The sequence below is a fragment of the Nostoc cycadae WK-1 genome (assembly GCF_002897135.1).
Classification (GTDB): Bacteria; Cyanobacteriota; Cyanobacteriia; order Cyanobacteriales; family Nostocaceae; genus Nostoc_B.
The window spans coordinates 63508-88345 of record NZ_DF978423.1 but is presented as its reverse complement, the minus strand read 5'-3'; the positions used below and the strand labels follow the sequence as shown (position 1 = coordinate 88345).

The 24838-nt window shown below is 40.1% G+C and carries 22 protein-coding genes; 12 read left to right on the top strand and 10 right to left on the bottom strand.

Features of this window, described 5'->3' with window-relative positions:
* Positions 1 to 81: 81 nt before the first annotated feature.
* Positions 82 to 1053 carry a CobW family GTP-binding protein gene (locus NCWK1_RS04730; RefSeq protein ID WP_096580721.1) on the bottom strand — a complete coding sequence of 324 codons (972 nt, stop codon included), beginning with the start codon at positions 1051 to 1053 and terminating at the stop codon, positions 82 to 84.
* Between the two features lie 248 nt (positions 1054 to 1301).
* On the opposite strand from NCWK1_RS04730, the gene NCWK1_RS04725 reads away from it, so the two are divergent.
* Positions 1302 to 2051, top strand: coding sequence for an SDR family oxidoreductase (locus tag NCWK1_RS04725; RefSeq protein ID WP_103123907.1), 750 nt, complete (start codon positions 1302 to 1304; stop codon positions 2049 to 2051).
* Positions 2052 to 2190: 139 nt separating this feature from the next.
* Complete coding sequence (locus tag NCWK1_RS04720) at positions 2191 to 2844, top strand: DNA methyltransferase (RefSeq protein ID WP_245894821.1); 654 nt, start codon at positions 2191 to 2193, stop codon at positions 2842 to 2844.
* A gap of 88 nt (positions 2845 to 2932) precedes the next feature.
* On the opposite strand, the gene NCWK1_RS04715 is transcribed toward NCWK1_RS04720, so the two are convergent.
* The gene (locus NCWK1_RS04715; protein WP_103123906.1) at positions 2933 to 4225 is read right to left on the bottom strand and encodes an APC family permease; all 1293 of its coding nucleotides are present in this window, start codon (positions 4223 to 4225) and stop codon (positions 2933 to 2935) included.
* 352 nt (positions 4226 to 4577) lie between these two features.
* Between NCWK1_RS04715 and NCWK1_RS04710 the strand changes: the two genes are divergently transcribed.
* On the top strand, positions 4578 to 6341 hold the full coding sequence (locus NCWK1_RS04710) for an iron uptake porin (protein WP_103123905.1): 1764 nt from the start codon (positions 4578 to 4580) through the stop codon (positions 6339 to 6341).
* A gap of 128 nt (positions 6342 to 6469) precedes the next feature.
* Here NCWK1_RS04710 and NCWK1_RS04705 read toward each other — a convergent pair whose 3' ends face one another.
* The gene (locus NCWK1_RS04705) at positions 6470 to 7063 is read right to left on the bottom strand and encodes a Uma2 family endonuclease (protein ID WP_103124129.1); all 594 of its coding nucleotides are present in this window, start codon (positions 7061 to 7063) and stop codon (positions 6470 to 6472) included.
* Between the two features lie 101 nt (positions 7064 to 7164).
* On the opposite strand from NCWK1_RS04705, the gene NCWK1_RS04700 reads away from it, so the two are divergent.
* From NCWK1_RS04700 to NCWK1_RS04690, 3 genes are all read left to right on the top strand, one after another.
* On the top strand, positions 7165 to 7530 hold the full coding sequence (locus tag NCWK1_RS04700; RefSeq protein WP_096580705.1) for a hypothetical protein: 366 nt from the start codon (positions 7165 to 7167) through the stop codon (positions 7528 to 7530).
* A 95-nt stretch (positions 7531 to 7625) separates the two neighbouring features.
* Entirely contained in the window at positions 7626 to 7976 is a 351-nt protein-coding gene (locus NCWK1_RS04695; protein WP_096585329.1) for a YtxH domain-containing protein, read from the top strand.
* Positions 7977 to 7987: 11 nt separating this feature from the next.
* The gene (locus NCWK1_RS04690; protein ID WP_096580703.1) at positions 7988 to 8524 is read left to right on the top strand and encodes a hypothetical protein; all 537 of its coding nucleotides are present in this window, start codon (positions 7988 to 7990) and stop codon (positions 8522 to 8524) included.
* A gap of 164 nt (positions 8525 to 8688) precedes the next feature.
* Here NCWK1_RS04690 and NCWK1_RS04685 read toward each other — a convergent pair whose 3' ends face one another.
* Together NCWK1_RS04685 and NCWK1_RS04680 are read right to left on the bottom strand one after the other, a co-directional pair.
* The gene (locus tag NCWK1_RS04685; protein WP_103123904.1) at positions 8689 to 9036 is read right to left on the bottom strand and encodes a hypothetical protein; all 348 of its coding nucleotides are present in this window, start codon (positions 9034 to 9036) and stop codon (positions 8689 to 8691) included.
* 176 nt (positions 9037 to 9212) lie between these two features.
* Positions 9213 to 9791, bottom strand: coding sequence for a DUF3611 family protein (locus NCWK1_RS04680; protein WP_096580699.1), 579 nt, complete (start codon positions 9789 to 9791; stop codon positions 9213 to 9215).
* A gap of 460 nt (positions 9792 to 10251) precedes the next feature.
* Between NCWK1_RS04680 and NCWK1_RS04670 the strand changes: the two genes are divergently transcribed.
* Together NCWK1_RS04670 and NCWK1_RS04665 are read left to right on the top strand one after the other, a co-directional pair.
* On the top strand, positions 10252 to 10599 hold the full coding sequence (locus tag NCWK1_RS04670) for a PadR family transcriptional regulator (protein ID WP_015115158.1): 348 nt from the start codon (positions 10252 to 10254) through the stop codon (positions 10597 to 10599).
* Between the two features lie 52 nt (positions 10600 to 10651).
* The gene (locus tag NCWK1_RS04665; protein WP_103123902.1) at positions 10652 to 11185 is read left to right on the top strand and encodes a cofactor assembly of complex C subunit B; all 534 of its coding nucleotides are present in this window, start codon (positions 10652 to 10654) and stop codon (positions 11183 to 11185) included.
* Between the two features lie 414 nt (positions 11186 to 11599).
* Here the strand turns inward: NCWK1_RS04665 and NCWK1_RS04660 are convergent, their stop codons facing one another.
* Positions 11600 to 11917 (bottom strand): DUF3155 domain-containing protein, encoded by a 318-nt coding sequence (locus tag NCWK1_RS04660; RefSeq protein ID WP_096580693.1) that lies wholly within the window; start codon positions 11915 to 11917, stop codon positions 11600 to 11602.
* Positions 11918 to 12200: 283 nt separating this feature from the next.
* On the opposite strand from NCWK1_RS04660, the gene NCWK1_RS04655 reads away from it, so the two are divergent.
* The gene (locus tag NCWK1_RS04655) at positions 12201 to 13553 is read left to right on the top strand and encodes a sensor histidine kinase (protein WP_096580691.1); all 1353 of its coding nucleotides are present in this window, start codon (positions 12201 to 12203) and stop codon (positions 13551 to 13553) included.
* A gap of 53 nt (positions 13554 to 13606) precedes the next feature.
* Here NCWK1_RS04655 and NCWK1_RS04650 read toward each other — a convergent pair whose 3' ends face one another.
* The 3 genes from NCWK1_RS04650 to NCWK1_RS04640 all read right to left on the bottom strand — a co-directional run bounded on the left by NCWK1_RS04650 (position 13607) and on the right by NCWK1_RS04640 (position 17130).
* On the bottom strand, positions 13607 to 14848 hold the full coding sequence (locus NCWK1_RS04650) for an S-layer homology domain-containing protein (RefSeq protein WP_096585326.1): 1242 nt from the start codon (positions 14846 to 14848) through the stop codon (positions 13607 to 13609).
* A 442-nt stretch (positions 14849 to 15290) separates the two neighbouring features.
* Positions 15291 to 15977, bottom strand: coding sequence for an Npun_F0296 family exosortase-dependent surface protein (locus tag NCWK1_RS04645; protein WP_103123901.1), 687 nt, complete (start codon positions 15975 to 15977; stop codon positions 15291 to 15293).
* Positions 15978 to 16422: 445 nt separating this feature from the next.
* The gene (locus NCWK1_RS04640) at positions 16423 to 17130 is read right to left on the bottom strand and encodes a conjugal transfer protein TrbI (protein WP_103123900.1); all 708 of its coding nucleotides are present in this window, start codon (positions 17128 to 17130) and stop codon (positions 16423 to 16425) included.
* Positions 17131 to 17555: 425 nt separating this feature from the next.
* On the opposite strand from NCWK1_RS04640, the gene NCWK1_RS04635 reads away from it, so the two are divergent.
* Complete coding sequence (locus NCWK1_RS04635) at positions 17556 to 18203, top strand: class I SAM-dependent methyltransferase (protein ID WP_103124128.1); 648 nt, start codon at positions 17556 to 17558, stop codon at positions 18201 to 18203.
* Between the two features lie 214 nt (positions 18204 to 18417).
* Here NCWK1_RS04635 and NCWK1_RS04630 read toward each other — a convergent pair whose 3' ends face one another.
* Positions 18418 to 20754, bottom strand: a complete 2337-nt coding sequence (locus NCWK1_RS04630) for an NACHT domain-containing protein (protein WP_103123899.1) — start codon at positions 20752 to 20754, stop codon at positions 18418 to 18420.
* A gap of 163 nt (positions 20755 to 20917) precedes the next feature.
* Here NCWK1_RS04630 and NCWK1_RS29400 point away from each other — a divergent pair, with 163 nt between their 5' ends.
* Together NCWK1_RS29400 and sbcC are read left to right on the top strand one after the other, a co-directional pair.
* Positions 20918 to 21085 carry a hypothetical protein gene (locus NCWK1_RS29400; RefSeq protein WP_187308056.1) on the top strand — a complete coding sequence of 56 codons (168 nt, stop codon included), beginning with the start codon at positions 20918 to 20920 and terminating at the stop codon, positions 21083 to 21085.
* Between the two features lie 224 nt (positions 21086 to 21309).
* The gene (gene sbcC / locus NCWK1_RS04625; RefSeq protein ID WP_103123898.1) at positions 21310 to 24336 is read left to right on the top strand and encodes an exonuclease subunit SbcC; all 3027 of its coding nucleotides are present in this window, start codon (positions 21310 to 21312) and stop codon (positions 24334 to 24336) included.
* Positions 24337 to 24838: the final 502 nt, after the last annotated feature.

Here is a 24838-nt window from a genome sequence, read left to right as displayed (position 1 = left end):
GTATTTAAGTACTCCCCACTCAGCGAGAAGTTGCGTGCGCGGGTTCCCCGCGTTGAGCAAACTTCGGTGACTCTGCACTTTTTACGCCAGACAGGCCAAAAAATCTTGCTTGAGTTTGGCTTCATCTAAATTCCGCCCGATAAAAACTAATTCGTTTTTGCGGGTTTCGCTTGGTTTCCAAGGGCGATCTGGTCTACCATCAAATATCATGTGTACCCCTTGAAAAACAAAGCGATTGTCTTCTCCAGCAATATTTAAAATCCCTTTCATCCGAAAAATATCGGTGCCTTGAGTACGCAATAATTCACTCATCCAAGCATGTAATTTTTCCCCATCCAGCGCTCCTTGGGCGACTAAAGCCACAGAATAAACGCTTTCATCATGTACGTGAGCATCTTCGCCTAAGAAATTGGGATCAATTTCTAAAGCGCGGTTAAGGTCGAAGGCTTGCACACCCAATAACGCATCCATTGATAATTCTGAGTTACGGGTGCGATAAATTTTGGCGATCGCATTCATTCCCCGAATCCGCTTTTCTAATTCTGCTAGTTCTTCTGGTGCAACTAAATCAGTTTTATTAAGTAAAATAACGTCGGCAAACGCAATTTGTTCTTGGGCTTCATCTGCTTCCCAGTGTTGCCAAATATGCTTGGCATCGACCACCGTCACCACTGCATCTAGCGACAGTTGATTTTGCATATCTTCATCGACGAAGAATGTCTGAATTACTGGTGCAGGATCAGCTAAACCCGTAGTTTCAATTACTAAATGGTCAAACTTATCACGTCGCTTCATCAAATTACCGATGATGCGAATTAAGTCGCCGCGGACTGTACAACAAATACAGCCGTTATTCATTTCAAAAATTTCTTCATCGGCATCAATAACTAATTGATTATCAATGCCTACTTCCCCAAATTCATTCACAATCACTGCAACTTTTTTGCCGTGTTCGTAAGTGAGAATGTGATTGAGTAAAGTTGTTTTACCTGCTCCCAAGTAGCCAGTTAAAACAGTCACGGGAACTGAATTTGTCATTACATCAGCCACCATATCACCAAAACCTCTGTTCTCGTCTGAATGATAATCTCACCCATGATAAGCGGTTTTGGATTTTTGTGTGAATTTGCAGATAATCCATGTTTTTCTGAAATTAACAACTATCATAAGTAAGATTTTTCATAAATTTGAACTTTAAGTTTACAAGCATTAAAACTAGCCAATTGTCTAGATTTAGGCATTTTAATCTCATGGTATAGTCGCTCTGACCGATGTAAGTATCTGCCTGAAACGAGGAATCTATGGTTAACAAAGAATCGAATGGCAAGATTGCATTGATTACTGGCGCAAACAAAGGTCTGGGATTTGAAATGAGTCGCCAACTTGCCCAGCATGGATTAACAGTTTTGATCGCAGGTCGTAATCTCCAAGCGGCGCAAACAGCAGCAACAACTCTCCAAAATGAAGGATTATTGGCTGAAGCGATCGCACTTGATGTTAACAACAGTAGCCAAATTCAGACCGCCGTTCAAGAAATTAGCGACCGATTTGGCAAACTTGATGTTCTCATCAACAATGCAGGGGTAATGTTGGATGGTGAATGGATAGTCAGCAACGCGAGTTCCGTTTCTTTAGACATTATCCGCAAGACCTTCGAGACTAACTTTTTTGCCTTAGTCGAAGTGACTCAAGCGTTATTACCTTTGATTTCAAAAAGCCCAAGCGGTCGGATTGTCAATATGGCCAGCATTGAAGCTTCACTTACACTTCACGCCGACCCAAACTCGTTTATTTATGATGCCAAACCCTTTGCTTATAATGCTTCCAAAGCATCTGTCAATTCTTTCACCGTTCACTTAGCGCATGAACTACGCAATACACCAGTCAAGGTCAACAGCGCCCATCCCGGTTGGGTAAAAACAGAATTAGGTGGTGAAGGTGCAATGATGGACATTACTGAAGGCGCAAAAACGGGTGTTCAGTTAGCAACTCTGCCTGATGATGGGCCAAGTGGAGGCTTTTTCCATTTGGGTGAGCCTGTGCCTTGGTAGTTTTGTTACTAAGATGCGATCGCTGCTCTAATTATTACTTGGGTTATTTTGCTGAAAAGATTGCTGTAAGCGTCTATGAAGTCTTAACTGACAAGAGATGCGATCGCACTGCATTTAAAACTAATTCTCTTAGAGGAATTTGGCTATGAGTGTTGTCCCTGACGAAATTTTAGTTGCAACTGGCAAGCAAATAATTAAACAAGAAGATTTAGATCTTGATAGCAAAACTAGAACAAGCTTCTTCTCCTGGCGAGGGCAATTTTCGCCGCAGCTTGTTGAAGTTCTTCTCAACGCATACGCACACACTGACAGTGTAATATTAGATCCCTTTGCTGGAAGTGGAACAACGCTATTTGAATCTGCCAGAAAAAAACTAGCTTGTTATGCAGCTGAAATCAACCCCTCAGCAGTAGAAATGGCTAATACCGCTCATTTTACAAATTTAAGCTCATTACAAAGATCAGAAAAACTTCAACAAGCACAAGAGATATTCAAGGAGCGGTTTGGAGATATTCAATCTTTACTTTATTTAGAATCAGAAAATAAAGTCACAAGTTCCAATATTGAACTTAGTCTTACAACTTGTGTTGGATCTGTTGCTGAAGATAGTTTTTTGCGTAATGTTTTTGTTAACACTTTGATTCGGTATCGAAATCAAAAGAAAAAAGGGGCAGAAGCTTTACTTCGAGAATATCAAAACACTAAGTTTCGAGATAGAGAACGCATTATCTCCCAAAGTTTTCCTGAATTGAATCTCACCCCAAATCAGATTTTTCAAGCTGGTTTGGTATAGAAACCCTACTAAACCATTGAGTATAAACTGTTGCTTGTAAACTGTGTTCGGCTGACGCTTACGACCCAAGCCTATAACCCGTAACCTCTCACCTCTCATCTACTCTACGTCGGATTTTGTGCCAAATTAATCCAGCCACAATTAACCCTAAACCAACTTGCCAGATAGCTGAGTCTACCCAAAAAGCTAGAAATAAACAAGATAACAGACCCATCCAGCCTACCCATACTGGATATAATCTCTCTGATGCAGTCAGTTTGAGAGAAGCTAAGTTGGTAATTGCGTAATAAGTTAAAACACTAAAGGCGCTAAACGACCAAGTAGTTTTGACATTACCTAAAAATACTAAAAGCGCGATCGCAATTCCCACCACAATCACAGCCCAGTATGGGGAATTCTGTTCGCGGTTGAGTCTAGCTAAAAATTTGGGCGCATCGGCACGGCGACCCATCGCTAATAAAACGCGCGACAAGCCTAAAATCAAGTTCAACAGCACACCTAACATTGCGGTCATTGCACCAACCGCCAATACCAAAGCCACACCAGAACCCGCCACATTACGGGCGACAACTTCTAAAGGTGCTGCGTTGCTTTGTCCTGTAGCATCACTTAAAAAATCTGCGCCTACAGCCCCAATACCAACAGTTGCAACAACTATATATAACAGCATTGTCAGCAGCAAACAGAGAATCATCGCTTTGGGAATTGTTTCCCTCGGAGAATGGGCTTCTTCTCCCATTGTGGCAATACGCCCGTAACCAGTGTAAGCCACAAACATCAACGCGCTGGCGTGAAGTATCGCCCCTGGAGAACTAGTGAAAAAGGGTGTCAAGTTTGCCATACCCACTGTTGCTGCACGAGGTAGACAAACCAGTACAAATAAACCTAATGACACCAATGTTACTGAAACAATTACCGTATTGGCAGTATTAGACCGTCGAATTCCGCTTAATACAATTCCTGTGATCACAACTACTGCTAACACAGCCACAGGTACAAGCCAACTGTTATTCCACCCTAAAATATTCAGGAAATAACCAGCGAAACCTAAAGCGGCGGTAGCAGCAGAAGCAGTCTTCGCGACTAAAAACATCCAACCTGCGGTAAAACCAAAAGCCGGAGTCAGGTACTTGTAACCATATTCATAAGTACCACCACTCACTGCATGATTAGCAGCTAACTGGGCGCTGTTGAGACCATTACAAGTAGCCACAATTGCCCCAATTACCACCGCGAGAATTACTGCTGGCCCAGCTATCCCCACCGCAATTCCAATACTGACAAATACACCCGTTCCGACAATCGAACCCAGCCCCATCAGAGTTGCACCAAAAACGCCTAACTCGCGTTTGAGTTGGGTTGGTGAATTGCTAACGGACATCTTTCATATCTCCTGATTTAGAAAATTAGAGATGTAGCACTCATTGCTGAGGATACCACTACAGAAATACAGTAGAAACAAGAAATTTCGCCATGTTTTGATACGTAAAAAAGTCTATTTTGTAAAAAATACATAAAAATAATGCGTTTTTGTAATTAGTATTATTGGCCGAATGTATTTGTCTTGATACACTCAAAAACTTACCAAGGAAATGCTTATGGGCTTTTAAACTATTTTTATTCAATCAAAAATAATCAACTTTATTGTATAAAATGATACTATAAGCTATAGTATTTAGACTTACAGTAATGTTACTAAAAACCTTTAGTAACATTACTGTAAGTCTAAATAAATGTCTGATACTCTGCGTAATTCATTGGGGATAGCATCAATAGTTATAGGGTTGAATGCGATCGCGGCAACAACTGTATCTGCCAATCCGACAATCCAAAGCAATGTAATTTCTGAGACCAATAGTGCAGACTCGGAAAACGAGATTCAAGGTCAAGTAACATCCGTATCGCAACTGACAGATGTGCAACCTACAGATTGGGCATTCCAGGCATTGCAATCATTAGTTGAACGTTATGGTTGTATTGCAGGCTACCCAAATAGCACCTATCGCGGCAATCGCGCCCTGACTCGTTATGAATTTGCCGCAGGTTTGAATGCTTGTTTGAATCGAGTTAATGAATTGATTGCCAGTAGTACAGCAGACTTAGTAACTAAAGAAGACTTAGCAACTTTACAAAAACTACAAAAAGATTTTGCTGAGACTTTGACAGAAGTGAGAGGCAGAGTTGATGCCTTAGAAAATCGCACCGCTATTTTAGAAAGTCAGCAATTTTCCACCACCACTAAATTCAATGGAGAAGTAATTTTTAGTGTGGGAGGGGTGTTTGGTGAAGATAGAGCCATAGACTCTGACCGTTGGCGCAGAATTGAAAGTGGAGTGAGTACGAGAGCAGCTGAATATGCAGCCTCTGGAGGTCGGCGGTTGCAAGATAATACAATATTTAGCGATCGCATCCGCCTTAACTTAGTTACCAGCTTCACAGGTAAAGACCAACTGTTAACCCGTTTAGAAGCAAATAACACCGTATTTTTTAACAATGCCGTTACGGGTACAAACATGACCCGCCTTTCTTGGGATGGAGATACAAATAATGAATTTTTGATTGGGAAATTATTGTATCGCTTTCCCGTAGGTGAGAAACTCAACGTTATTGTTGATGCGATTGGGGGGGAATTTTACGACAACTTCAACAACTTTAACCCCTTGTTAGCATCAATTCCCTTGGGTTCTATTTCTCGCGCCAGTCGTTTTTCTCCGATTTACCGCGCCAGTAACAGTGGTTCTGGGGTTAATTTTGGTACAGGCGTGAGTGTTAACTACAAACTCAGCGACCAGATTACTTTCTCTGGTGGTTATCTTGCCAGAAGAGCCAATGATCCAACAGAGGGAAGAGGTTTATTTGATGGTAGTTATGGCGCATTAGCACAATTAGCATTTCAACCAAACAAAAACCTGGCATTAGGATTTACCTACGCCCATTCCTACTTTAGTGGTTCTAATAATGATGTCGCAGTTTCCGGGTTGTATGGTGGTGCTTTTGCAGATCAACCCTTTGGCGCAGGCCCTGGAAGTACAGCCACAAATCCCCGTGGAATCGCCACTTCTGCCAATTACTATAGTTTTCAAACCAGCTATCGTGTCAACTCAAAATTTGTCTTGTCTGGTTGGGTGGGGTATACTCAAGCGATCGCTGAAACTACATTTTTACCTAATGTCAATCGTGGCGATAAAGCCGATATCTGGAATTGGGCAGTGACTTTTGCTTTCCCAGACTTGGGTAAAAAAGGTAACTTAGGTGGGATTATCTTCGGTCAACCGCCAAAAGTTACAGAGAATGACTTTGGTGAAAATGTGCGGACTGCTACTAGCGCCCGTCGAGAAGACTCTGATACCTCCTACCGTTTAGAAGCATTGTATCGCTACCAAGTTAATGACAATATCTCCATTACACCCGGACTGCTGGTAATTTTTAACCCCGAACATAACAGCAACAACGATACAATTTACACTGGCATCATTCGGACTACATTCCGATTTTAGTAGTCCGCCACACCAACTATCTCAGCTCATAGATACCCGACTTTTTCAAAAAGTCGGGTATCTGAACACCTGCAACCTGTCAAATTAAATTCCTCCTCGTTATGGGGAATCGAATATGTTCTCGCATCTCAAGGATTAAGTATTGTAGTTAAAGATAAGATAAATCCTGGTAATACATCTTCACCAGACAACGTAGGTGCTTGTTCAACAGCAAAATTAATCACTTCAACTTCAACACCAGGACGATAAATTTCTACTAAAGGTGTAATAGGGTCAATCAACCAACCCAAATTTGCACCATTATCTTGATATTCTTGCATTTTCGCCCGCAGTTTTTTGAGAGAATCAGTTTGAGAGCGTAATTCAATTACAAAATCAGGGCAGATTGGTGGAAAGCGTCGCCGTTGGTCAGAGGTTAGTACATCCCAGCGTTCTTGCTTCACCCAAGAAACATCCGGTGAACGATAAGCACCATTTGGTAAGCGAAATTCCGTGGAGGAATCAAAAACTTTTCCTAACTTGGCTTGACGATTCCATAAGGTCAATTCGGTTGTGAGTTCAGAATTTTGGATGCCACTTTCGCCGCCAGTTGGGGGCATAATTATCAATTCTCCTTCGGCGGTGAGTTCGATACGCCATTCATCATTGGCTAGGCATATTTGATAAAACTGCTCGTCTGTCAAACCTACGGCTGGTGGTATGTTGAGGGTGAGAGGTTCCATCGGGATTTTGCCAATCAGATTAATTTTATTATCAGCGATCGCATCTTTCCCAAGTGTAGTGTCAGGCGATCGCAAATCATCTAACTCACATAAATCAAACAATGGTTACATTAGTTGTCATTATTAACATCCTTATTTCCCTACTGCTGTTCTACATAGCTTGGCAAATCTGGAAACTGAAGCAACGAATAGCATTCATAACCGATAGGTTAACTTTCTATGAAAAATGTAGCCAGACTCTGCTGTCTCAAACACCCCAAAATCTTGATATTAGCCAGCAAAGTCTCCGCAACCTCCGCCTAAATAACCAATCTCTACAATTTAAAATTCAGCAAGTGCGCCAAATTGTGAGTCTGCTACTTTTAGGACAGCGACTAGGTAAACGCTATATTCGTCAATCCAATTCTTTCTGGCTAAGAAAAACAGTCACCAAAACTGGAATAAACAATAGCAACATTTCTAGTTGATAAATTGTCACGATAAATTAACTCGATAAAATCATTCTGGTTATACAAGGGGAAACAACCCACCTAAAATGGGTGTAAGGAGAGAAACAATTCAAATGTCTAATAACCGTTCTGGAGTCTTTATTGGCGGTATGATGCTAGGAGCAACTATCGGTGCTTTAACTGGTTTGCTAATTGCTCCTCGCACAGGACGCGAAACGCGTAAACTTTTGAAAAAATCTGCTGATGCCATCCCAGAATTAGCAGAAGATTTATCAACAAGTGTGCAAATTCAGGCAGATCGTCTTTCTGCCAACGCATTACGTAACTGGGATGAAACTTTAGATAGACTAAAGGAAGCGATCGCCGCTGGTATAGATGCTAGTCAGCGCGAAAGTCAAGTCTTGCATCGGCAAACAACTGAAGAAGACTCAGATTCGCTTCCCCAGCCTTTGGAACGCTCGTAGATAGCATAACCGTGATTGACCCCATATTTTGGTTGGGACTGTCCCTACTCTTAGTCGCCGCTAGTCTAACTGCTGTTTTAGTGGCGGCTATACCCGCTTTACAAGAAGTAGCACGCGCCGCCCGCAGTGCGGAAAAGTTTTTTGACACCCTTTCGCGGGAGTTACCACCTACTTTAACTTCCATCCGCACCACTGGTATCGAAATCACTGACTTAACCAATGATGTTAGTGAAGGTGTCAAAAGCGCTGGTCAAGTCGTTAAACAAGTTGACCAAGGTATTGATGGTGCAAAAAAACAAGCCCAAAATCTTCAAGTCGGTACTCGTAGCTTAGTTGTTGGGATGAAAACTGCTTGGAAGACATTTACTCGTCAAAAATCATCTAAACGTACAGTAGAACGGTTGCCCATTAATGACAAGCAACAGCTAACATTACGAGAACGAGAAGCCATCAGGCAGGAAAATCGCCGCACTAAAGCCGAAGCTTACCGTTCTAATCATGCTTCTAATTGGGATAGCAATTCTGAAGATGAAGACTATATTTCTTAAGTTTATCAGTCAGAATTTAGTAGGAATTGAAGTCTGAACTAGCTGACAAATAAATGGGTTTAAGACACAACACTACATATTCGATTTAGTTGTCTAAAATTGGTGGTGTGTCTGAATCCCAGAATAACTAATTGATTCTGAATTCTTAATTTATAGACTATTCATTAGTTTTGAGCGTCTGTTGTCACTGTTGTGGAATTACTTTGAGCCAAGATGTGATCGTTTTGGCCTTGTCCATTAGTTTCAGTAGCGGTAAATGTTCTGGTATTAATTGTCATTGGCTCTTTGTCTTCCCTATTTTGTCCTGGAGAAGGCAACCAATATGCTAATACGCTAGTCACCCCGCCCCAGTAAAGTGCAGTATTTTGATCGTTACTTGGTTTGGAAACCAACTGCACAATACATAGCCCTAATACAACAGCACTAAAGACTACTTGTACACCAAATCTCCAAGCATTTTGATCAAAATTTTGTCTTAGTTGATTTCTGCTTGTATTAGATGAATCTGCCATGATATGAGATCCTCAAAAGATAAATTTCACCTTTGGTAAGCTTTAACACTACTTATTAGTAGGAAGTTTTTTTAACAACTATATTTGTTTCTTACAAGTCTGTGTAAGTGGGTTTCGGAAAAGTTAAAGATCAACTTTTGCTTACCGTTAGGAAAAGATGAAATTAGCCTAGGATATTATTGGCGGTTGATACGATTCATTAGCCAAAGTGACCCAACCAATCCAGCAAAGTGGGCTGAAACAGTATTAGTGTTTGCCTGAACTACAAGCATATCAAGACCGCTAATAATCCGAGTTGGGTCAAAAAATTGCGTAGTGATGGCTTGGGGAGATATTGACCTGGCAACGAGTGTACCAACGATCGCCTGCGCCCCTAAAAGTGTGACTAATGTGCCAATTAAATTGATCCACAGGCCTAAACGTAATACCTGTAAGGTTTCGCTTTTACGGGGGCGGTTGCTAGGGTTGGAAGATTGCAGTTGTCTACCAATTCTGGTGTAACGGAAAGCTAAATAGATACCCGCACCCAAAATAATTAATCCACAAACCGCTAAAAAGACCCCAAAGCCAGTTCCCGGATTATTACTAGGGCTACCTGCTCTTTGGGAAAAAATCGCAAATAGCAGGACAATTATGCTGGAAACCACACCTAATACTAACTGAATCCAAAAGCTAATCCAACCTGTGAGCCGGAATGTTTGGGCGATCGCCCGAAGAGTAGCAGAAGATGATGGAGCATCGGAATTTTGTGACATACTAATCACCAATGAGCTAGGTGCTTGCTAGATTTACTATCACACTTACCAGATGACCTATGAGTATCTCAAGTAGAACTGAGAAACAAAGTGTTTAATAAGCTTTACAGACAAAATGGCATTTTACTTGTAAAATTTCTTCGATGGCATTTTATGCTTATGCAGTTCTAATCGGCTCGGCATCATTTGACACCGATACAGGGGCTATGCCTCTGTCTTTATTGCTCCTCACCACACTGCCTAGAGCTTAAATAGGAGGGTAAGTCTTACGCTCCTTAGAATTTCGCTTGTATCCCATGACTTTATCTGCGTGGGGCATATTTGTTTGGCATTTTTACGTTGACGCTTTGACCATCCTGCCTCAGTGTATCTGTATTTTTTATTACGTAAGTAATAGTGCATACTGAACACAAGGATTATAAATCCCACCCTAAGGCATTTTTTTAGCCATTCACCAACCATGAAACTTGAGGATATATATCAATTCTTTGAAAATCCTCCGCCAACTTACCTCTGTCAGGAACTAGCTATTTGTTACATACTGTCTGTTTTACGGCAAGGTGAATCCTACGGAACCGAGTTAATTCAACGTTTAGAAACTGAATATCCAACCTATCGGCTTTCAGATACCGTACTGTATAGTGCGATTAAGTTTCTAGAAGACGAAAGGGCTATTAATGGGTATTGGAAGAAACTCGAAGGACGAGGAAGACCTAGGCGAATGTACCAAGTTTCTCCAGAATGGCAAGTTCAAGCGCAGGATTTAACGCGTCTTTGGCAAGAGTACATTAACGGGAGGACAAATTAACTAATAATTAATAATGAATAAATCTCCTCCATTCACACAGTAACAATCAGTTATGGATACTGCTATTCTGCCATCTACGTTGCTGCTCACCTTATTGTTATCAGTTGGGCTATTTTTCTTTATTCGTGCTGCAACTAAAGACCGGACAAAAACTGCACAACTGGTATCTGAGCAAGACGAAGCTGTATTAATGCCTCAATTACAGGATTATTTCCGTTCGCGGTCTTACCGAGTGGCAGCGGTAGACCGAGATAAAAATCAAGTTATTTTTGAGGGTTTTGTCCAACCCAGCTTATTTTTAGCAATTTTTTTGACGCTACTGGCAACAGTAGGTTTAATTTGTTTATCCTTTGTTTTATCACTGCTGTTTCCTAACATCAGCAGTTATTTTCTAGGAATAGTGCTGTTATCACCGTTGAGTGGCGTGTTCTATTGGAAAAAAGCAGGAAGAACTGAGAAGGTGTTGCTTCATCTGCAAAAAGCTAATCAAGGCGAACCAAGCTCCCCCAGTAAGATTACTGTAACTGCCCATCGAGATGAACTGATTGAGTTACAGAAAGCACTCAACTTAAAGCTGAGTGATTAAATTTGAGTTTTTTTACATTTCCTCTAGTGATGAGCGAGAGGAAATAAACAATAGGGAGTAGGAAAGAGGATTGTTGTGATGTAAATTTTCTCTATAACGAACTGCTGTAGAGAAAAAGGTATCTTGTAACCTAGCCTGCAAAAGGAAAGCGCATTGCGACTCTCACTTTTGAACGCTCTGTATCACTCTTTCTAACTCCCTGATGAATATTACATTGATAATTCAACTCACACAAACCTATACGGCTTGATGAGAGTTGTTTGTCCAACCGCCTGGACTACCCTACCCTTTACCCTCTACTGGCAAATCAGACCCAAATTTAAAAAAAATTGAAAATTTTGCATAAACTGATCAACTTTGCCAGTTAAATGAATATTCAGAACACATTCAGCACGTAAGATAACCACTTAAAGTTCAGCGAGCAGCTAATGCCACAGTTTCTGAACCAGCCGGAGCTTCTAATGTTCGTAGGCTGGGGAACAAGAAATGGTTTTCTTCTACGTATTGAGCGCCAAACAGACCCTTTTCTGCCCAGAAATATCTGTCTGTTGTGTGTTCATTTCGCTTTACGAGTAGCAGAGCTGGTGGCAAGATCCCTTCAGCTTGAATGAATTTTCTTGCTGCTGTCACAGGTTTTTCTTCGCCGCTTTCGATGCTATATTGAGGCACATGCTCTAAAATCCGCCGTCCTTCCTGGCGACGACGACTCTTCCTTTTCCGTCTCCTTGCCAACCTATTTTCCTCCTCTTTCAAGCTATTAGATTGTAGTGATAGCTACAAAATCCGTCGTAATTATAAAAGTTCTAGTTCAAAAAATCAATAGTTTATAAACTTTTGATACAACAAAAATAATTTTTTTGAAGACAAATAAATCACAAAACTAGTAAAGTACAGGATTTCTTTATCTATACCATTATTTAAACAGCTTTAGTGAAGCTTGATGAAAACAGAGTTAGAATCAAGCTGATTCTTGAAAATTCCCTCAAAACCTGTGATCCTAAGCAAGAAATGAAAAATGTTAATGTCTGCTAGTTCAGATTTTGTGGCTTTATGCCGAGAACAAATTGCATTGTTAGCCCAAGGGTTGGGAGCCTCTTTAAGTGTGGTTTATTTAACACAAGAATTGGTAGAAGCTCCAACAACTGAGGCGAAACTGATTCCTGTAGTGGTTTATCCAGAAACAGCAGGATTACCACCAGGAGAGGAGAATACTGAGGTAAAAGCACGCAAACAATTACAAATTAGTAATATTTTGCTACTGCCCAAACAACAAAAACGGTTATTGACAGCAGCTACAGAATCTCCGACTGCATCACCAGAGGTCGAAACCACGGATACTGAACAGCCAGATTTTCAAGAAGAGTATTTGCTGAGTGGACACCAAATTGTTCGACCCCTGGTTCATGAGGGTGTCATGATGGGATTACTGGTGACTTGTAGAGAAGACCGAGCTTGGAATCAACAAGAACAAAGTACTATTAAAAAGATAGTTCAGACTTTGGCGATCGCTTGTGTTTTAGATCAGCGTCGAGCATGGTTGCAACAACAGTTACACCAACAACAAGTTCTCCAAGAACAGCAGCGAGATTTATTAGATAATTTATTACACCAATTTCGCAATCCTTTGACTGCATTGCGGACTTTTGGCAAATTGCTATTTAAAAGACTGCGTCCAGGTGATCCTAACCGAGACGTGGGAGCGAATATTGTGAGAGAAAGCGATCGCCTGCAAGAATTATTGCAACAATTTGAGCAGGTTATTGACTGGACAGAATTAGATTTAGCACCACTGGCATTACCCGAAAATGAAGTATTTGTGGAAGCTACTGTCCAAACAGAACCCAAACCGATTTTATTATTACCAGGCACAGGAGAAAAAGCAACTGATTGCTCTTTAGCTGATTTATTAGCACCATTATTACTATCAGCAAAAGCGATCGCTCAAGAACGCCATCTCAAATTAAAAACAGAAATTCCCAAAAACTTACCCTTGGTGCGTGCCAATATTAAAGCTTTACAAGAAGTCTTAAGCAATATCATTGATAATGCTTTGAAATACACCCCCAAAGGCGGCAAAATTTTCATCCAAGTAGGGCAAGAAAGAGAAAATTTTATCGGTATTGCTATTAGTGATACTGGGCCGGGAATTCCCCAAGAAGACATAACACATTTGGGCGAAAGACATTACCGAGGTGTACAAGCACAAACAGAAATTCCCGGTACAGGATTAGGATTAGCGATCGCTAAACAATTAATTGAGCAAATGCAAGGTGAAATAGAAATTTTCAGCCCAGCAATTAATTCTGCGATCACATCCCCCGATACACCGGGAACTACGTTTATTATTTGGTTGCCAATTAGTCAATAGTCAATGGTCAATGGTCAAAAAGTTCATTTTTACTATTGACTCTTGACTAACAACTATCTAACTGAGACCAACAAATTTTGATTGACGGTCATTTGTAAATCGGTGTCGGGGTTAATAGCAATTAAGTCAACACTGTTGCGACCGAAGAATAAACCAATTAAGCCACCAATGGCCGCACCACCGAGAACTTCTTCTGTAGCGATCGCGCGATCGCCTGTCACCGCAGATACCGCCGCCGCCGCCCCAGCACCTAATACAGTATTCGTAATAATCGCTCTAGTACTAGTGCCTTTTTTCACTGTTTCCGTTTTTGTAATCACATCAGAAGTAGCGGCAATTTGATACTCTTGACCTGTAGTTAACACCAGTTTTTGAGCAACAAATTGGGAACCACCCTTTGCCGGCTTGAGTTGACCAACAACTTGACTACCAGCGGGGATGACTACAGTACCATCTTGGGTGACAACATTTTGCTCAACAGTCAGGGTTAAAGGTGCAGTTTCATCCTTTGTTACCAGAATTTTCTTAGCTTGATCGTACTTCACGGGAATCACAGTCCCTTGGGGAATTGTGATCGATACAGGTGTTGGTGTAGTGGTTTGAGTTGCGACTATATAAGGTGAATTAATCGCCGAAGCTTGATTAGAACTCACTAACGCTTGGTAAATAAAAGCTGCTACTTGGGCGCGTGTTGCAGTTGCAGTGGGATTGAGGAACTTAACATTAGGATAGTTCACAACAATTTGCTTTTCAGTTGCCGCTGCGATCGGACTACGGGCATAACTAGCAATCCCAGAAGCATCGTTGAAGTATTGCAGAGTGCTTTCAACATTGCTATTAGCACTATATTCCAAACCGTTAGCCAGGGAAACTAAAACCTGTTGACGGGGAATAGCTTGGTTAGGCTCAAAGCGGTTTCCGGGATATCCTGAGAGGAAACCAATGGTATAAGCTTGCTGAATGGCGCTCGATGCCCAGTAATTGCTGGGTACATCCACAAAGCTGATTGACTGACGTTGCGGTGCTTTTTGGAAAGCTTTGTTAACCATCGCCGCAAATTGAGCGCGTGTTACCGCTTCTTCTGGACGGAAACTGCCATCAGGAAACCCGGCAATTACACCCCGCTGGGACAATTCTTGAATAAACTGTGCAGCCCAGTAATTAGATGAAACATCTGTAAAAGTGGTTTGAGCAAAAGAGGGTGTAGCTGTCATAAAGGGGGCTACAGCACCAGCAGTGATGCTCAAAGCCATAAGTGCAGCAGTTTTAGATTGCCAACCAGTTAAATTAGACATTAATTTTACTCCAAACATTTATTTATTTCCTGTTAATTACTTAGACAAAAATCCAACAATAAGGTTTCCAAAATCTTCGTTTTTTTTGAGTAAATAAACTTGCTTTAATACCAAAGATATATATTTAAAAAATAGGTAATAGGGAATAGTTTATCAACTATTCCCTATTACCTATTTCATTGGATTTTATATCTACTAAACCTAAAATGATATGTACACTTATCTGAATATTTCAGCAGACGATATAGAGATAAAATAGTTGCAATAACTTGATAAAAAGAAAGTAAATTCTGATGGGTGTGATTAAATTCATCAAAATACTTTCAGTCATTTATTGTTGATACATCCTGCGAAGTCTATAATTTTAACCATATTTTCCACTAAAAAACTGCTATGCAAGTTTCTACACATAGCAGTTATAAAATAAGACTTGAAAAGAAATTTATGCCTTCACTGCTACTTTCTTTTGTTGACGCTTTAAAAGTGAAGTAGTTCCGAAAGCACCTATTGCTAATACACCTAACATAGCACTGGGTTCTGGAACACTCTGCGCTAGTCTATAGGCGTGGTTATCTGTTTCAAAAGCAATACCATTTGAACGCATCACAACACGATCAAATTTTTCGCCTGCTTCACCTACAAGATTGACAAACATATTAGCTTGACCGCTAGTCCAGCTACCATCAGCTACTGCACCTGGTACATCTGAGCCACTAAAAGTCTTTAACAACTGATTACCGCTATAGATGTCAATATAGTTGTAGCTATCTAATGAACCTGCATAAAAACCGAAGTAATCAACAGCTTCTTTGAAATTAATATTGACAAAACCACTATCACCTGCAACACCACTACCTGATGGAGCAATTGTGAGAAACTTAGTAGTATCTCCATAGGGTGAAGCATATTGACCACTTACACTACCCTGAACAATGTTAGTAGTGACATTAGAGTAAGTAGCAAATCCATTTGGGTCATTTGCTGTACCATCATCAAAGGTGACAGTTTTAGCATCAGAGTAGCTAGAGAACATCCCACCACTTACTACCATAGTTACGGCACTAGCTGGGTTAGCACTCGCTACAATAACAGTTGTTCCTAGTAAAGCAAGAGATAAATTTTTCAGCATTTTCGTTAAATTATTGAAGATATATGGAAATTAGCAATCATGAGTGATTTCCAACCAACTGATTACAGTTAGCTGTTTCTACATCTGCACTTATACAGGAGATGGAAAGATAACTTATTAAGTCCTATCTGTGAATCTTATCTGTCACAGTAGGAAGGAAGATGCAAGTTTCTCTAGATGCCTGATACTCTTATCTTGATTTTTTTTACTAGATATAGACACCGTAGATACACTAAATTTGCTTTAAAGAATGAATGAAGCGGATTTTCGACTTTAACAAGCAGCAAATATTCAGCATGTACCTTGAATATTAAATAAGACGAGATAGAGATCAAATAGTTGCATTAATATTAAATTTTGTATCTATAAAAATGAAGCGATCGCACACTATATTGAAAGAGGCGATCGCTGATTAAGCTGATTGAGTTCACGACTGAAATATCAGTTAATAATTAGTAGTGTTTCGGGATATTACTAAATTGCTTGTCAGTGTGATGTCTAAATCTTCTTCTGGTCTGAGAACAAAGACATCAGCTTGCTTTTTCCGCAACAGCACACTGGCTAAAGCACCCGCTGCACCACCAGCCACAGGTTCTAATACTTCTATCCTCCTGTTACCTGTGAGCAGCGAAATTACACTAGCTGCGCCTGCACCAATAGCTGCATCAGTTAAAATTTGACCAGTATCTGCACCTTTGGTAATTTTTTCAGTTTCGGTGATTGTCCGAGAATTAGCATTAATTGGTAGTCTGCGACCAGAGGGGAAGACTAATTCTGAAGCGACAAACCTTACACCCTTGCTATTGTCATTATTTCTGTTGCTGGGGGAATTTCTGCCATATAAATCAACAGGCTCTAGTCTACCGACAACTTCCGTTCTGGCGGGAATTAAGACATTTCTATTTCTATCGATAATGTCATTAGCTATTCTTAGCTTCAGAGACATACTTTCGCCTGGGGTGACAACGACTTTTTCTTTTTCGTAAGTCACAGGCAAAGTTACATTAGCAGGAATTGTAGTTGAGCGTGATTGTCCAAGATTATATTGTGCTTGGGCAGGAGCTACAGCAATTATAGGAGCGATCGCGCCTGTAGTTAGTGCCATTGCCATGAATGCAGCTGCTCCAGATTTGAGGCGATAAAGGTGTGTCATAACAAAATTTACTTTGATGTGTGTGACTTGTGTGATGACGAGTGGTTACTGAGATTGTTTCTGACTAGCTAGAGAACTATCTCTAGGCATATACCGTAGTCAGGCTGATTGGATGACGCGGAGTATCTGCTATTGTTCCACAAAATATTACACTGCTGAAATGCTTCGCTAAATCAAGAGTTATATACCTTTGATTGACGCGAACTTACCGCCTTTGTTCCACCAGAATTTTGTTTTATCAAAATAGGATGTAGAATCCAGAATTTAATTCATAATTTTGCTTACTGACGCATAAATTTTTTGTCTAAACAATCTATGTATTTACACCAACTATAGAAGGTAAAACAATAGGCATTATTTCATTGCCAAATTCTTGTGAAAACAGTTAAAACAAAATAGCTACTTCTATATTTATGGGGCAGTATATGCAAGTAACAAAGATAATTGATACCTACGATCAGGGCGCAGTAGATTATGAGCAGATTATGTTGCGTTACTGGCATATTGATCGTCAACCACTGATTGATTCTTTACAGCTTAAACCTGGACAAACTGTGCTTGATGCTGCTGTTGGCACAGGACTTAATCTTCCCGCATACCCTGAAGGAGTAAGTGTTGTAGGTGTAGATTTATCTGAGAAAATGATGGATGAAGCCCAGAAAAAGCGTGTATCCGCAGATATCACTTTTAAAGTATCTGATTTGCTAAATTTGGATTTTCCTGATAATACTTTTGATGCTGCTGCATCAGGATTTACTCTTTGTGTTGTTACCGATCCTGTACGCGCTCTGGATGAGATTTTACGCGTTACTAAACCTGGTGCATATATCGCAATTTTGGATTACTGTAAATCACGAGACCCAGAGATTCAGAAGTGGCAAGAATTAATATTTGATGCAGCTTTAGAAATTGGGTTTCCTACTGGCAAAATTAAGTGGAATGCGTTGATGGATTACGATAAATTAATTTACAACAGTCAGTTGCCAATTGAAGTGCTACGAGACGAACGCATAGAAAGTCCAAACCCCTTTTTATGTGGTTGTCAGTTACTGCTGCGAAACTCTAAAGGTTGAATTCACAGAATTATTAAGTAGGGTGTGTTACGGCCATGAAAGGATTTGAGATTTTGCAAAATTAGAATTAGCCGTAACGCACAATATATATCGGTGCGTTATAGCAACTCTTGAAGCACACTACAATTTAATATTTACTTATTAAATAAGTCTAGTATCTGAGCCTCTCAATTTTCAAAAATTAAATAGTACCACTATATTTGACTATTTAAGATTACTGCTGATATGGTTTAATTTTTGCAATAGGTAATAGCAAGGTATCTTCTATATACTGTCGCACTTCATAACTTACATAACAATTGCTATTTAAACACTCCATGAGTAATACACTTGCATCATGATACTGATGTATTAAATTATTTTGCTGTTGTGTAAATTGCCAATGTGTATCAATACTATTATGATATTTATTGATTACTGAAATAAATTTTTCAGTCCAGTCTTGACCATTAATTTTCCACCATTTTTTAAATAAGTTTGTTTTAACATTTAACGTGGGTAGCTGTTTTTGAAGTTGTAACAGGGATTTCTCTGTTTCAGGAGATAAAGCTAGTAAAAGGATAGATTCATAATCAATATCTTCTTCTATAAAATCAGGACAAATAATGTCAATCAATGTAAAGTTAATATATCTCTCCGATACTTGCTTTTCTATTTTGAAATATTCTAATATAAAATTGGAAGTATATCTCTCTGATTTAAAAATTATTCTATTCAAGAAACTGGATGTTATGCCTAGACAAATGCCAGGAATTCCAGTTTCATGAGTAATAATAAAAGCAAAATAAAAAGCCCGTTTTATAGCATTTTTGTAATCAAGATCTACGGCAATAGATTTCTTATTACTCCACATCAATAATTTTTGTAAATACTCATCTTCAGCTAAAATAGTATCAACTTTATCTTTCATCAATAGTAATAAACGGTCTGCATTGGGTGACATTCCAATCGCAAGAAGAAAAACTTCTCGCCAACGCTTCTCTACTATGTGAACCACCAGATCGTTCAAAACTTCTTCTGATGACTGCTTGACAAAAACAATTTCTCTAGCAGCGAAATACTCGTGGAATGTCAGATGTGAAAATGAGTAAATACCTTTAGCTCTTGCTACAACTAGCCCATGATGATGTTCAATGGAGCGCAAAACTTCTTCACTGTCAACTTGCAATGCCTCTTCATCAGTACTAGCGCCAGATAAATTGCGGATGTATTCTGTAATGTATTGCTCTGCTATTTTCTGCTTAAAAAAGTAGTCACCACGTTCAAAAGTAGTCAGCGCGATTTTGCTGAGTAAATCTTCTTTGCGTTGGACTGATAGTCTTTTATAAACTTGATCACGCTGAATTCCCCGCTTGGCATCCCATTTTTTCAACAGTGCATCTAATCCTTCTTTATATAATTCAGAACGATTTGCGGGAAAATCACCAGACTCTTCAAATGCTAAACATAACAATGTTAGTAGTAACGGACTTGCAGCCAGTTCTTGGATGCGGTTATTGTCGTGGAGGCGTTGAATAAAAGTCTCTGGCTTGACAGGTTTCCCCTTAAACCAGTTAGTTGTAAAAGTAGCAATTTGTCCATCATCAAAATCTGCAACTTCTACCTCTGTGAATTTCTCAAACGTATATTCTCGTGCGGCAATGCGGCAAGTCATCACAAAGTTATTATTTTGGAAATGGTTAGAAAAATCACGAATCTCTCTTAAGACACGCTTTGAATCTTCTTCTTTAACTTCATCTAAACCATCGAGTAAAAATAATGCTTTGCTGTGAGTTATTACATCTTGAATAGATGTAATAAATTCCTTTTTTACAAAATGCCGTTTTTTAGATATGCCCTCTATTGTGTGTTCAGTGATATATTCCAATAATCCTGGTTTGTTTATAGCTTCGGCAAAGTCTTTTAAGGTTACAAAAATTGGTACGCGTTCAGCCTGAAACTCTCCTCTAATACATTGAATGGCTAGATACTTCAAAAATGTGGTTTTACCTGCTCCAGGCTTTCCTAAAATCATCAGCTTGGAATATTTATCAACTGCTTCTAGTGCTGGAAATCGTTTTTCAGTATTTTTCACCAATCCAAAATGATTAAAATCATCACTCGTACACTGTTGAAGTAATTCATCAATTCCTAGCCGCCGCCGTCCAGTGATTTTCTCTAGAATGTTGACATTGGTATAGATATCATTCAGCCCAATGGGTTGAGTCATATCTAAGACACGCATTGTACCGCAACGTTCTTCAATGAGAGGTTTTATCTTTTCGCGTACCTCTTTTACAAGAGTATTGATATCAAAAGTATTATCTTCTACCTTCGTTAACTCATCTACTGGCGGTAGTTCAGCAATGTCTTGCCATTTCAAACTCAGCCTTTCGCAAATTCCAACAAAAATTTCGCGATCAACAGGTTTACCTGTAAAAAATTTAGAAATAGGTTGGCGACTCTGACAAACCAAACCGATTAAATCCTTTTGAAACAATCTCTTACTAGTGAGAGCTTGTTTTGCTAACTGTATGCCTTTTTGAGATGCTTTAAGCGATCGCTCTGCCATAGCTGAACAACAAACTTGTGACGTTTTTAGCTATGTCCATTTTCTCCCTGTTACTAAAGTCACGCAACTCATACATAAATCATACCTGAACTCATACTTGCCATAAGCCTTACTCAGACATGATTAGCGCGACATTGTAAGAGTCGTCAATTGAGCATATTTTATGGACACTATTTTAATGCTGATACTTAGCGCATTTTTAGGCTGGGCAGTCGAAAAGTCGGCTGATGCAATTTTTAATTTTGTGATGGGGTTTTTGAGGAGCGATCCCAATTCAAACCAACAAAATGATAAACGAGATGATGAACCAGAATTAACCCCTGACAAATAGAATTATTAGTTATGCGAAAGAAACTTGTCTGTGTGGCAGGTTTCTTTTTTCTTTGAATATAAACAAAATAATTTGCCAAGCGGGAAAAACTTGCTCATAGTATTGTTAATTTTCGTAAAATTACGGACTTTAGGACTAGAATCCTGATATCTACCTAGCTAAACTATCTAGAGTGCATCTGTACTGCTCGTTCATCAAATCCTAGATGTGGCGCTATTGCCTTAATGATTCCAGTACAACTTATCCTCAAAAACTTCCTTAGTTACCGTGATGCTACTTTAGATTTTCGTGGTTTGCATACGGCTTGTATTTGTGGTTCTAATGGCGCAGGTAAATCGTCTCTGCTCGAAGCGATTACATGGGCAATTTGGGGTGAAAGTCGAGCTTCAACTGAAGATGATGTCATCCATGCTGGGGCGAAAGAAGTCCGCGTTGATTTCACATTCCACATTAACCAGCAAAAGTATCGAGTGATTCGCACAAGAATTCGCGGTGCAACTAGTGTTTTAGAATTTCAAATTGAAACACCTTCTGGGTTTCGCCCACTCACGGGTAAAGGAGTACGGGCAACCCAGGATTTGATTTTAGAACATATCAAGCTCGATTACGACACTTTTATTAATTCCGCTTATTTACGTCAAGGCCGTGCTGATGAATTCATGCTGAAGCGCCCGACAGAACGCAAGGAAATTTTAGCGGAGTTGTTAAAACTGACGCAGTATGATGACTTGGAAGAACGAGCCAAAGAATCTTCCCGCCAATTTAAAGCCAGAGCAGAAGAATTAGAACGTTCTTTGGAATCGATTAAAACGCAACTGCAACAGCGAGACTTTACAGCAGCCCAAAGAGGAGAATTAGAAGCAGAACTGAATCAGCTGCAACAGGTACAAGCATTTGACAATATTCAACTACAAAGTTTGCAAGTTGTCCAACACCAGCGGCAAAATTGGGAACAACAACTCAGCTTTGTGAGGCAACAATACCAGAATTTAACGCAGGATTGCGATCGCCTCCACCAAGAACAATCATCCGTTAAAACCCAGCTGGCAGATTTGACGGCTACTTTAAATCAAGAAGCCGAAATTAAAAACGGTTACGCCCATTACCAAAGCTTACAATCTCAAGAAGAAGCTTTTGCAGCTAAGTTTGAGCAACACACCCGCGCCACAGCACTGCGTCAACAAAAGCAGCAGCAACTAACTGGGCAAATTCATGATCTTGAAAGAAAACTGCAACAAGCACAAGCGCAACTGGAAGCGTTAGCCCAGCAAGAACAAGAAATTCAGCAAACTCTGAGTAAATCAGGCGAAGTCGAAGCCGCTTTAGGACAACTAAGCGCTGCCCGTCGCCGGGTGATTCAGTTGGATGAATTGCAAATGCAAGTTTCGCCTTTATTACAACAGCGCCAAAGTTTGCAAAGTCACTTAGATAGAATTCAAGCTAGTTTAGTCGCCAGGTTAGAACAAATACAAGCCACAGAAAATCAACTGCAACGCTCCTCACAACGCTATCCCGAACTGCAACAAGCCGTAATGGCTGTAGCAATGCAGATTGAACAAATGGAGAAAGATAAAGTTTATTTGCAACGCATCCAAGAAAAAGGCCAGGAAAGAAGACACTTTATTGAAAGACTGCAAGCACAGCAACGCGAATATGAAAGGTTATTGGGTGAATTAGACCAAAAACTCCAAATGTTGCGTAATCCAGACGCAATTTGTCCTTTGTGCGAACGTCCTTTAGATGAACATCACTGGAATCGAGTCGCAGATAAAACCAAAGCTGAATACAAAGACACAGAGGAACAATTGTGGGTATTTCGGGAACAGATGGCTTGTACAGATCGAGAAATTCAAGTACTGAGGCAGAAATATCGAGAAGTATCGCAAAACTTATCTCCTTATGACTCTTTGCGAGAACAGCGCGGACAACTAGCCGCCCAACTGGAATCAACAAGCGATGCTGAAGAACAGTTAAACCAACTAACACAAGAAAGACAACATTTAGAGCGATCGCTCCAAATTGGTGATTATGCCCACGATAAACAACAAGAACTACGACAATTAGACGAATATCTGCAACAATTAAATTACAATGAGCAAGACCATGCCTTAGCGCGGAGTGAAGTTGAAAGATGGCGCTGGGCGGAAATTAAACAAGGGCAAATTAAGGATGCGCTGAAACGCCAAACACACCTAGCAGCCCGCAAACCAGAATTACAAGCAAATATTACTCAACTACAAGCTAGAATTCAGCAAGAGCAAACTGATTCTGACTGCGCCCAACAAATTGCAGCGCTTGAGCGTCAAATTGCTGAAATTGGTTACAGTTCAGAGCAACACAATAATTTACGTCAAGCAGTCCGCCAAGGTCAAGCTTGGCAGTTACGCTATCAACAATTGTTATCAGCCCAACAGCAATATCCCCAACTGCAAGGGAGATTACAAGAACTAGAAGCGGCGAAAACTACTCGGTTGAACGAGCGACAAAAACTCGCCAGCCAAATTGATGAAATTGTTCAACAACTAGCCCAGTCTGCCAACCCCATTGAGCAAATTCAAGCTTTAGAACAGCAGTTAGCTATCCGCAGACGACAACTTGATGAACAAATTGCCAAGTTGGGGCGTTTGGAACAACTCGCCCATCAACTAGAAACTTTGCAAGTGCAGTACGAAGAACAACAACAACAGCTGCAAGCTTGCAAGAAACAATACCGGGTTTACCACGAGTTAGCCCTGGCATTTGGTAAAAATGGTATCCAAGCTTTAATGATTGAAAACGTCTTGCCGCAGCTGGAAGCAGAGACAAATCAATTGTTATCACGATTGAGTGCAAATCAGTTACATGTGCAATTTATTACTCAAAAAGCAGGTAGAAGTGGTAAATCTACCAAGAAGAATGCCAAGCTGATAGACACCTTAGACATTTTAATTGCCGATGCTAAGGGAACCCGCGCTTATGAGACTTACTCTGGTGGCGAAGCCTTTAGAATTAACTTTGCCATCCGGTTAGCAATGGCGAAATTATTAGCCCAACGGGCGGGGGCGGCGTTGCAATTGTTAATTATAGATGAAGGCTTTGGGACACAAGATGCGGAAGGATGCGATCGCTTGATTGCAGCCATAAATGCGATCGCCTCTGATTTTGCCTGCATCCTCACAGTTACCCACATGCCCCACCTCAAAGAAGCCTTTCAAGCCAGAATTGAAGTGCATAAAACTCAACAAGGTTCACAGGTACAGTTATTGGTTTAGAAACATTTGAGTGCTTATTTCACCAAGATTATTTGGCGTTGCATAAATGCGGGATGAATTGAGACTTTTATACAAAGCAGAATATTGATTCTTTGCGTATTTGCGCCTACTCTGCGAGAACGGCTTCGCCGAATGCGCGAGATAAAAATCATCCCACTAATCAGCAACGCCGATTATTTAACACGGGTTTCTATACTCAAAATATCTGGGAATTTAACTTTTAAACGCAGAGAATCGCTGAGGTAAATGCAAAGGCACACAGAGTTTTTATTCAGGTATTTACCATTAAATGATTAGCTCATGATTTTCTATCAAAAGTAATATTTCTTTAATAAGATTATCTTTTATCAACCAACTTCTATAGTGAATTTTTGGCGTTTGTCATAAATGGTTTAAAAAAACCTTAAAACTAGCGAGTCATCTTGGTTACATCTGCTAGTCTCTCAAGCAGGAGATAGTCGGGAATTATTTATCACTCACTAAAAATTTTCCCACCAGCGAT